Origin of the sequence: Dyella sp., from assembly GCF_035277725.1 — a bacterium.
Taxonomy (GTDB): Bacteria; Pseudomonadota; Gammaproteobacteria; order Xanthomonadales; family Rhodanobacteraceae; genus Dyella_B.
Genome location: NZ_DATEJY010000138.1, coordinates 1 through 10,279 on the forward strand (window position 1 = coordinate 1; position 10,279 = coordinate 10,279).

A 10,279-nucleotide genomic window follows, 5' to 3' on the forward strand; every position below is an offset into this window, starting at 1 on the left:
CCAGCGACACGTGCCCGACTCGATACCATCACTACGCTACGTTCTCAGCCTCGCGCTCGCAGCTAGCTTGCCGCGCTGTCCATGTTGCGGACGAGCACCCGTTCAGAACACCTCGTGAATTTATGACACAGTAAGACTAGCCGGCAACTATCTGATCCGCGCCGAACCCGCACAACTGCAACGCGTACTGCGTGACGCGCGTGCGGCGGCGATAAAAGCCGCGCCGGAAGCCGTACTCGATCAGCAGCAAAGCCAAACCGTCAGCGAATTGCGCAGCGATTATTTTCAGCAGGACGTAGCGATGACCGGCATTCTGGTGGGCGTGATCGCTGCCTTGTTGCTGGTGACCGCGCTCGGCATCGTCGGTCTTGCCAGTTTCTGGGTGGCGCAGCGGCGAAAGCAGATTGGCGTACGGCGCGCGCTGGGCGCGACGCGGCGCGACATCCTGCGCTATTTCCAGACCGAGAATTTCCTGATCGTCAGCATGGGCGTGATGCTGGGCATGGTGCTGGCCTATGGTTTGAACATCTGGCTGATGCTGTCGTATGAGCTGCCGCGCTTGCCGGTGTATTACCTGCCGGTTGGCGTGCTGGCGCTTTGGTTGCTCGGCCAGCTCGCCGTGCTTGCGCCAGCAATGCGCGCGGCGTCCGTGCCGCCCATGGCGGCAACGCGGACCGAATAAAGCGCGCCGTGCGCGGTCGGCAACACCCTGGCATGATTTGCATTCGGCGTAGCCGAACGATCGTCACGGAATGTCTTGCCAGGGGAATGTATGAAGTTTGCTTGCTTCAGTATCGGCATGCTTGCGCTGTGGGTGGCGTCACGATCGCATGCGGCAAGCTGTCCACCACCGAATCGAACGCTTAGCGTCAGCGTGCCGGGCCATCCGTTTTCCGCCGTGTCGGATGCGGATGGTTGTTGGCTGTTCGTGTCTGCAAGCACCGGCGAAGCGAAGGGCGTGGTCGTTGTATTGCACGACAAGGATGGGGATTTCAGCGTCGATCATATGGTTGCCGGGTTTCCCGCGAGAGTTGAGCTTTCTTCCGGACGGCCGAACCTTGGTCGCGACCTTGTTCGCTGCCAAGCAGGTGCAATTCGTCGCGACGCCCGATTAGCGTAGGTTGGGATGGGCGAAACGCGAACCCCAACATCCCAGTATCTTGCACGCCATGCTGGGGTTCGGCTGCGCCTCACCCCAACCTGCGGCGCTATAGTTGCATCCCGTAAAGCAGCCGCGTTATCCAGGTATGACGATTAACAGGATCGGCATGTCGACCACCCACGACAACCTGCTCGGCACCTATCTGAGAGACCGCCGCACCAAGCTCGATCCGGCCACGTTCGGCTTTCCGTTGGCGCGCCGGCGCACGCCGGGCTTGCGCCGCGAAGAGGTAGCCCAGCGCGCCAACGTCAGCCCCACCTGGTACACCTGGCTGGAACAAGGGCGGGGCGGCGCGCCGTCGCCTGACGTGCTCGAACGCATTGCCCACGCGCTGATGTTGACGGATGTCGAACGCGAACATCTGTTTCTGCTTGCACTGGGCCGGCCGCCGGAGGTGCGTTATCAGGCGACGGAAGGCGTGACGCCGCGCCTGCAGCGCGTGCTCGATGCGATGACATTCACGCCTGCGCTGGTGAAGACCGCCACCTGGGACATCGTGGCGTGGAACAGCGCGGCTGCCGCCGTACTGACCAATTACGGCCAACTCGAGCCGCAGCAGCGCAATGTGTTGCGCTTGCTGTTTCTCAATCCGCATGTGCGTGCTGCACAAGTCGATTGGGAAAGCGTGGCGCGCTTCGTAGTGGCGGTGTTTCGCGCGGAGGCGGCTCGGGCGGGCGCTTCCAAGGCCATCGAAGCGCTGGTCGATGAACTGTGCCGCCTCAGTCCGGAGTTTGCAGCGCTGTGGCGCGACAATGACGTGCAGACGTACGGCGGAGGTACCAAGCATCTGCATCACCCGGAACTCGGCTTGATCTCCATGGAATATTCCGCCTTTGCGGTCGACGGCCGGCCCGATCTGAGCATGGTGGTCTACAACCCGGCCACGCCGGAGGATGCGGAGCGGGTCCGTCTGCTGATCAAGGCCAAGGCGAATGGGGAATCTGCCCGTTGACGGCAGTACGACGATGGGACGGGAGCGGCTTCATCGCAGGCGACCATGAACGTTTGATGGCTGTTACGCGCGCGCGACAACCGCCTTGGCGTATTTTTCACGTCTGACGCACGGTTGAAACAGTAGATCGTTGGATTGTCATCGCGCTGTAGCAATGCCTGTCGCCAGTGAACCCATTCGATCTCGCCATTCTGCGTTTCATCAACCACGTCGTGCCTCGATCGCACATGCTCGATTACGTGGCTTTCGGCATCGAGAAATTCTATTTCACGCGCGGCCTGGGCATGATCTGCTTGCTGTGGTGGCTGTGGTTCCGCAACGGATCAACGGCGCGGCGCGATCGTGAAATTGTCGTCGCCACGACGGTGGCGACGGTGCTCGCCTTGGCCTTGGGTCGATTGCTCGCCCATTACCTGCCGTTCCGGCTTCGCCCCATGGTCGATCCGGCACTGATGATGAATTTCCCGAGCGATCCCGGGGCATGCAAAGTGCCTGTCCTGCGCACGTGGAGTTCGTTCCCCAGTGATCACGCGATGATGTGGTGTGCGGTGGCCACTGGCATCTATCTCGCGTCGCGGCGGCTCGGGATTCTCGCCTATATCTACGCGTTCTTCTTCATCTGCCTGCCCCGCGTCTACTTAGGGATGCATTACCCGACGGACATCCTGGCCGGCGCGGCACTCGGCATCGTTATCTGCCTGCTGCTCAATCATCCCGTGATCCGCACGCGGCTTGCCGTGCCGGCATTGGACTGGTCGGTGAAGTATCAGGGCGTGTTTTATGCCGCGGTTTTTCTATTGAGCTTTGAACTGGCAAGCCAGTTCGATGAGTTGCGCAGGCTGGGTGAGTTTTTCTGGCACAACGCGTGATGGGTGTGCTGCGCAGTGCGCATCACTGCCAGCAACCGGCGCGTTTGCAGACAACCGGAATCAACACCGCGCCCAGGATGTAGCCGATCAACGCAGCCAGGCAGGACAGTTCCACCAGCGCGCGGTAGATCTCGGACGGCTCCCACTCGCCCGACCACGGCAGCAGCGCGGCGCCGGACAGATGCCACAACGGAATCGCGATGAAGGCAAGGCAGGCCGCTACCGTGGCGACGAAATCCCAGAACAGGGATTCAAGCCGTGATGGCCAGCCGCTGGTGAAGTAATGGCACACGAATGCCACGAAGGTGGTCGCTACCAACACGGCAAGAAACGGAATCAGCCCGTCGTGGAAGATGTATTGCAAACCCATGGCGATACCCCCGTCGTCCGGCATGGCGCGCGTGCGTGGCCATCATATAGCGATTACATAGCCTGCTATTGGAAAACTGTACTCGAATCCTGCTCGAGTAGACCTTGATAGTGACCGGCCAGCACACATAGTCAGCCAGACGGGCCATACGCGCGGCCTGCTGTGTCACTGGTTTCCCCGAGAGGTAGGCATGTCCCCGTTTCGCCAAAAACTTGCCGGATTGCGGCTCGAGCGCATGCATGCGTCCAGGCAGTACGCGGAGGGTGGCTTCATCAACACCTATGCGCCCAGCGCCGTGCGCGAAGCGGGCGGGCGGCCGGCGCTGATGGACCTCATGTTTCGCGGCAATGAATTGCGCGTACCCTCGCAGCCGCTGCCGTCGCTCGATCCGCGCGCAGCGTGGACGCGGCGGGTGCAATCCGGCTTGCGCGCCACCTGGCTCGGGCACTCCACCGTGTTGCTGGAAATCGATGGCAAGCGCGTGCTGACCGATCCGGTATGGGGCGAGCGGGCATCGCCGTTTCCGTTCCTCGGGCCGAAGCGTTTCCAGCCGGTGCCGGTGGCGATCGATGCCTTGCCCGCGCTCGATGTGATCGTGATTTCGCACGATCACTACGATCATCTGGATTACGTCAGCGTGCGCGCGCTGGCGAAGTTGAACGTACCGTTTGTCACCTCGCTTGGCGTTGGCGCACGCCTGGAGGCATGGGGCATTCCCGCCGAACGCATCATTGAACTTGACTGGTGGGAAAGCACGGCGGTCAATGGCCTCACGATTACCGCGGCGCCATCGCATCATTTTTCCGGCCGCACGCTGCGTGATCGCAACAGTACATTGTGGTCGTCGTTCGCGATGCGTGGCGAACGGCATGCGGTGTTCTTCAGTGGCGATACCGGCCTTGCGCCGCACTTTGCCGAGATCGGCCAGCGGCTCGGGCCGTTCGATCTGGTGATGATCGAGGTCGGCGCGTTCCATCCGTCGTGGGGTAGCGTGCATCTTGGTCCCGACAATGCCTTGAAGGCGTGGCAGCAACTAGGCAGCGGAAGTTTCTTGCCGATTCACTGGGCCACGTTCAACCTGGCCATGCATGCCTGGGACGAGCCGGCGGAAGTGCTGCTCGCCAAGGCGCCGGAAGGCTTGTTGATGCCTTTGCTGGGCGAGCCGGTTGAGCCGGCGTTTGTGGAAGACGTGCAGCCGTGGTGGCGCAAGGTGGAGCAGGAGCGGTGGAAGGGTTCGACGTTGCAGGTGGCGTCCAGGTTTTCCAAATAAGCGTTCTCGTAGGCTGGGATGAAATCCCAGCATGGGGATTTCAAAAGCGCTGGGATTTCATCCCAGCCTACGAAACCAGCTTAGGCCGCAATTTGCTCGAATATTGCGAAATACCTTGAACCGTCGTCCCGGCGAAAGCCGGGATCCAGCGACTTTTTAGATCCTCAAAGTCACTGGGCCCCGGCTTTCGCCGGGGCGACGAGGCTGGTCGTAGGCTGGATTTCATCCCAGCCTACGAAATCGCTTCACGTACATCATTACGCCGCCTGTACCGTCTCCACCGCCACGATTGCCTCCTGCAATTGCGTCAACGTGAACGGCTTGTTGAGCACCCGCACGCTCTCCGGAATATTCGCAATCGCATCTGCGTGGCCGGTGATGATGATCGCCGGCAGCGATTGTTTCTTGGCGCGCAGTTGGCGGATGACTTCGGAGCCGGACATCAGCGGCATGGCGTAATCGCTGATCAGCATGTCGACGTCTTCCAGTGCTTCGTCTGGCAAGTCGACGGCTTGCACACCGTCGGCCAGCGCGGTGACGCGGTAGCCGAGTTCTTCGAGCAAGGTCACCGTGGTCAGGCGTACGCCGTCGTGGTCGTCGATCAGCAGGATGTGGTGCAAGCCTTCCGGCGGGCTGCTTTGCAACGCCGAGGACAACGATGGCGCATTCGCGATCATCTGCGGCAACTGTGCGGCGCGCGGCAACCAGATTTCCACCGTGGTGCCCTGGCCGAGCCGGCTTTCGATGCGCACGGTGCCGTCGGATTGCCGGGCGAATCCATACACCATGCTGAGCCCCAGGCCAGTGCCCTTGCCTTGCGCCTTGGTGGTGAAAAACGGTTCGGTGACGCGCTCAAGATCATCGGGCGAGATGCCGATGCCGTCATCCGACACGGCCAGCACCACGTAGTCGCCAGCGGGAAGGCCGGCATGGCCGCCGTGTGCGTTGCGGCCCCGGACGCGAATCGTGCCGCCTTCCGGCATCGCGTCGCGCGCGTTGATCGCCAGATTCACCAACGCCAGTTCCAACTGTCCTGCATCCGCATACGGATGCCAGATGTTCTCGTCCATCTGCCAGTCGAGCGCCACCATGCCGCCTAGCGTGTGCTCCAGTAATTGCGTGACGGCGGTGGAGAATTTGGTGATGTCGATGCTGGCGGGTTCGAGCTTCTGTTTGCGCGCAAACGCCAGTAAGCGTGCAACCAGTGCCGCACCTTGTTCGGCGGCGCGGCGGGTGATGTTGAACAGCCGGTTGTATTCCGGGGCCATCGGTACGCGCAGTTGCAGCGTTTCCAGGCCACCCAGCACGGCTGCCAGCAGATTGTTGAAATCGTGCGCGATGCCGCCGGTGATCTGCCCCAGTGCATCCATCTTGCGTGCATGCAGCAGTTGCGATTCCAGTTCCTTGCGGTCGGTCACATCGAGCAGGGTGCCGGCATATTCCAAGGCATCGGCTTGTGCATCGCGCAGCATCACGCCCTGGTCCAGCAGATAACGGTACTGTCCATCGGCCATAAGCCAGCGGTATTCCACCGCGTAATCGCGCCCATCCTGGCGCGCTGCCAGCTCGGTGGCCACGTGCGCACGGTCATCGGGATGCACGCGTTCCATCCATGGCATCGGTTGAGCGGTGAGTTCATCCAGGGTGAAACCAGTCAGCGCCTTGAAGTTACCGCTGACGAACTTCGGCGCGTGCGGCGAGCCGTCCAGCTTTTCCAGGTAAAGCACGATCGGCAGCGATTCGAGAATGGCAGTCTGCCGCTGCTCGGCACGGCGCAAGGCTTGCTCGGCTTGCAACGCGGCATCGCGCAGGGTCTGCTCCTGCAAGGCTTTTAGCTGCACTTCGCGCCGCATCATGTAGAGATCGACGAACACCGCCACCTTAGAATGCAACACCATCGGCTCGACCGGCTTGAACACGTAATCGACCGCGCCCATGGCATAGCCGCGAATGAGGTGTTCCATCTCCTTGTTCACGGCGGAAAGAAAAATGATCGGGATGCGCTTGGTCTGCTCGCGCGCACGAATCAGCTGCGCGGTTTCGTAGCCGTCCATGCCCGGCATATAGACGTCCAGCAGGATCACCGCGAATTCGCCCTTGAGCAGCTGGCGCAACGCCTCTTCGCCCGAATTGGCCGGCACTACTTCCGCGATGTCTTCCAGCACGTTGGTGATGGCGTGCAAGTTGCCCTCGTCGTCGTCCACCAGCAGCACGCGGGCGCGGGCGGTGGTTTGCAGAGGATCGTCAGGTGTCACGTGGGCGGCTGCGAGTGGGAGGGTTGTCATGGCTGGTTCTCCAGCGCCAGTTCCAAGGTTTGGACGTTCGCCGTTGCGCGTTCGCGCGAGCGCGTAATCCACACCCGCAGCAGGGCGAGCAGCAATTCGATGTCGACCGGCTTGGCGATGTAGTCGGAGGCGCCGGCATCCAGGCATTTTTGCCGGTCGCCTTTCATGGCCTTGGCCGTTACCGAGATCAGCGGCACGTTGGCCAGCCTGGGCTGTGCGCGAATCTGCTTCATGGTTTCGTAGCCGTCCATCTCGGGCATCATGATGTCGATCAGCGCCACATCGATGCCCGGCGTCTGCTCAAGAATGAGAATGCCGTCGCGCCCACGCTCGGCATGCAGCACTTCCACCGCGTAGTTTTCCAGCACGCTGGTCAGCGAATAAATGTTGCGGATGTCGTCGTCGACGATCAGGACCCTGGCGCCGGCCAATTCAGGCGCCGCGCGCAAAGTCGTGACGGTAGCGCTATCTGCAGCAGGGGCGGTGACCGAAACAGGCCTCTGATGGATGCGCCGGGCCAGATCGGTGAACACCGCGGTCAGGCGTTCGACGGTCGCTGGTTTTTCGGTGACGCCGTAATCATTGAGCGATTGATCGGCGGCCAGGTTTTCGATGCCGGAAATGATGTGCGTCGGCACGTGCATGGTATGCGGATCGTGCTTGAGCAGATCCAGCAGTACGAAGCCGTCGATATCCGACAAGCCAAGATCCAGCGTGATGGCATGCGGTCGAAGCTTGCGCGCCAATGCCAGCGTGCCGGCGCCGGCGGTCGATACCACGCCCTTCAAGCCGACATCGCGGGCAATGTCCAGCAGGATCGAGGCGAACGTGGGATCGTCTTCGACGATCAGCACGAACGGCGAGTCATCGAGCGCATCGCGATCGTCCGTCACTTCCAGCTGCGCGGGCAGGACATTGGGCACGGTGGCGCCGCTATTGTCATAGCGTGCGTTGTGGATGGCCGGTGTAGCAGCCGCCAGCGAAGGCAGTTCCATCGGCACGAACAGCGTGAAGGTGGAACCCTGCCCGGGCGTGGAGCGAACCTGCAGTTCGCCGCCGAGCAGGTGGGCAATTTCGCGGCTGATCGACAACCCGAGGCCGGTGCCGCCGTATTTGCGACTGGTGGTGCCATCGGCCTGCTGGAACGCTTCGAAGATCAGCTTTTGCTTGTCCTTGGGGATACCGATGCCGGTATCGGTCACGGCGATTTCGATGGCGCAATCGGCATCGCGCAGCACGCGGTGATGCGTGCTCCAGCCGCCGGTGGCGCGATTCACCGCCAGCGTGACGCGTCCCTGCGAGGTGAACTTGAAGGCATTGGAAAGCAGGTTGAGCACGATCTGCTGCAGGCGCTTTTCATCGGTGCGGATGGACGCCGGCAGGTTGGCGCTGAACTCGACCTGGAAATCCAGGTTCTTGTCGGCAGCCAGCTGGCGGAACGTGCGCTCCATATGCTGCTTGAGGCTGTTCATCGACATGTCGCCGATCTCGATCGACACCGTGCCGGATTCGATCTTGGACAGATCCAGAATGTCGTTGATGAGGTTTAGCAGGTCGGAGCCGGCGGAGTGGATGGTGCGCGCGAATTCGATCTGTTTGTCGTTGAGGTTGCCTTGCGGGTTGTCGGACAACAGGCGCGACAGAATCAACAAGGAGTTCAGCGGCGTGCGCAGTTCGTGGCTCATGTTGGCCAGGAACTCCGACTTGTACTTGGAGGTGAGCGCCAGCTGTTCGGCCTTTTCTTCCACCGCGCGGCGGGCCAGGTCGATCTCGAAGTTCTTCGCTTCCACCTGCTTCTTTTCGTTCTCCAGCAGTTGCGCTTTTTCCTGCAACTCCTCGTTGGTGGTGTGCAGTTCTTTTTGCTTGGTGGTGAGTTCGGTCTGGCGCGCCTGCAGTTCCTGCGTGAGCAACTGCGACTGCTTGAGCAGGCCTTCCGTGCGCATGGTGGCAGCGATCGTGTTCAACACGATGCCGACCGATTCCATCAGCTGGTCGAGGAAGCTCTGGTGCGTTTCGTTGAAGCGGCTGAAGGAGGCCAGCTCGATCACGGCTTTTACGTCATCTTCGAACAACGCCGGCAGCACGGCGGTATTGACGGGCGCCGCCTGGCCCAGTCCCGAGCTGATGCGAATGAATTCGGCCGGCACATCGGAGAGCAGGATCGCGCGCTTGTCGGCCGCGCATTGGCCAATCAAGCCTTCGCGCAACTTGAAGGTAGGCTTGAGCGTGTCGCGGCTTTCCGCGCCGTAGCTGGCGACCAGGTCCAGCACGGTTTCGTTTTCCTCGCGGCGCGTGACGTAGAACACGCCGTATTGCGCATTCACCAGCGGCGCCAGTTCCGACATGATCAGGTTGGATACGGTGGCGAGGTCGCGCTCGCCCTGCAGCATGCGCGAGAAGCGCGCGAGATTGGTCTTCAGCCAATCCTGTTCCGCGTTCTTCAAGGTCTGGTCCTTGAGGTTGCGGATCATCTCGTTGATGTTGTCTTTCAGCGAAGCCATTTCGCCGGAGGCTTCCACCGCGATCGAACGCGACAGGTCGCCTTTGGTCACGGCGGTGGCCACGTCGGCGATCGAGCGCACCTGGTTGGTGAGGTTGGCGGCGAGCTGGTTCACGTTGTCGGTCAGGTCGCGCCACAGACCCGCGGCACCGGGCACGCGCGCCTGGCCGCCGAGCTTGCCTTCGATACCCACTTCGCGCGCCATGTTGGTGACCTGGTCGGCGAAGGTGGCCAGTGTTTCGATCATGCCGTTGATGGTGTCGGCCAGCGCGGCGATTTCGCCTTTGGCACCCACCGAAAGCTTGCGCTTGAGATTGCCTTGCGCCACCGCGGTGACCACCTCGGCAATACCGCGTACCTGGTTGGTGAGGTTGGTCGCCATCAGGTTGACGTTGTCGGTGAGGTCCTTCCACGTGCCGCCCACGCCCGGTACCTGCGCCTGGCCGCCAAGCTTGCCTTCGGTGCCGACTTCGCGTGCCACGCGTGTCACTTCCGAGGCGAAGGCGTTGAGCTGCACCACCATGGTGTTGATGGTGTCCTTCAATTCCAGGATTTCGCCCTTGACGTCCACCGTAATCTTTTTGGAAAGATCGCCGCGTGCGACCGCCGTGGTCACCTCCGCAATGTTGCGCACCTGACCGGTAAGGTTATCGGCCATCAGGTTCACGTTGTCGGTCAGGTCTTTCCAGGTGCCGGCAATGCCGCGCACTTGCGCCTGGCCGCCGAGCTTGCCCTCGGTGCCCACCTCGCGGGCCACGCGGGTCACCTCGGACGCGAACGAGTTGAGCTGCACCACCATGGTGTTGATGGTGTCCTTCAGCTCCAGGATCTCGCCGCGCACGTCGACGGTGATCTTCTTGGAGAGGTCGCC

The 10,279-nt window shown here is 61.7% G+C and carries 5 protein-coding genes and 2 pseudogenes; 4 read left to right on the plus strand and 3 right to left on the minus strand.

The window, feature by feature from the left end; all coding sequences use genetic code 11:
- Positions 1–136: 136 nt before the first annotated feature.
- The 3 genes and pseudogenes from VJR68_RS12595 to VJR68_RS12605 all read left to right on the plus strand — a co-directional run.
- Positions 137–682: pseudogene (locus VJR68_RS12595) on the plus strand (ABC transporter permease); the annotation flags it as partial.
- Positions 683–1,268: 586 nt separating this feature from the next.
- A complete protein-coding gene (locus VJR68_RS12600) occupies positions 1,269–2,114 on the plus strand; it encodes a helix-turn-helix transcriptional regulator (protein ID WP_324148090.1) in 846 nt (281 codons plus the stop codon).
- Positions 2,115–2,281: 167 nt separating this feature from the next.
- Positions 2,282–2,983, plus strand: a complete 702-nt coding sequence (locus VJR68_RS12605) for a phosphatase PAP2 family protein (RefSeq protein ID WP_324148092.1) — start codon at positions 2,282–2,284, stop codon at positions 2,981–2,983.
- 22 nt (positions 2,984–3,005) lie between these two features.
- Here the strand turns inward: VJR68_RS12605 and VJR68_RS12610 are convergent, their stop codons facing one another.
- Positions 3,006–3,377, minus strand: coding sequence for a hypothetical protein (locus VJR68_RS12610; RefSeq protein WP_324148094.1), 372 nt, complete (start codon positions 3,375–3,377; stop codon positions 3,006–3,008).
- A gap of 166 nt (positions 3,378–3,543) precedes the next feature.
- On the opposite strand from VJR68_RS12610, the gene VJR68_RS12615 reads away from it, so the two are divergent.
- Positions 3,544–4,623, plus strand: a complete 1,080-nt coding sequence (locus VJR68_RS12615; protein ID WP_324148095.1) for an MBL fold metallo-hydrolase — start codon at positions 3,544–3,546, stop codon at positions 4,621–4,623.
- Positions 4,624–4,880: 257 nt separating this feature from the next.
- On the opposite strand, the gene VJR68_RS12620 is transcribed toward VJR68_RS12615, so the two are convergent.
- Together VJR68_RS12620 and VJR68_RS12625 are read right to left on the minus strand one after the other, a co-directional pair.
- On the minus strand, positions 4,881–6,908 hold the full coding sequence (locus VJR68_RS12620; protein ID WP_324148097.1) for a response regulator: 2,028 nt from the start codon (positions 6,906–6,908) through the stop codon (positions 4,881–4,883).
- Positions 6,909–6,997: 89 nt separating this feature from the next.
- Positions 6,998–10,279: pseudogene (locus VJR68_RS12625) on the minus strand (response regulator); the annotation flags it as partial.

Excerpts from the sequence above, each read along its gene's own strand:
- VJR68_RS12600 (WP_324148090.1), top strand. The coding sequence starts at position 1,269 with ATGTCGACCACCCACGACAACCTGCTCGGCACCTATCTGAGAGACCGC.
- VJR68_RS12610 (WP_324148094.1), bottom strand. The coding sequence starts at position 3,377 with ATGCCGGACGACGGGGGTATCGCCATGGGTTTGCAATACATCTTCCAC.
- VJR68_RS12615 (WP_324148095.1), top strand. The coding sequence starts at position 3,544 with ATGTCCCCGTTTCGCCAAAAACTTGCCGGATTGCGGCTCGAGCGCATG.
- VJR68_RS12620 (WP_324148097.1), bottom strand. The coding sequence starts at position 6,908 with ATGACAACCCTCCCACTCGCAGCCGCCCACGTGACACCTGACGATCCT.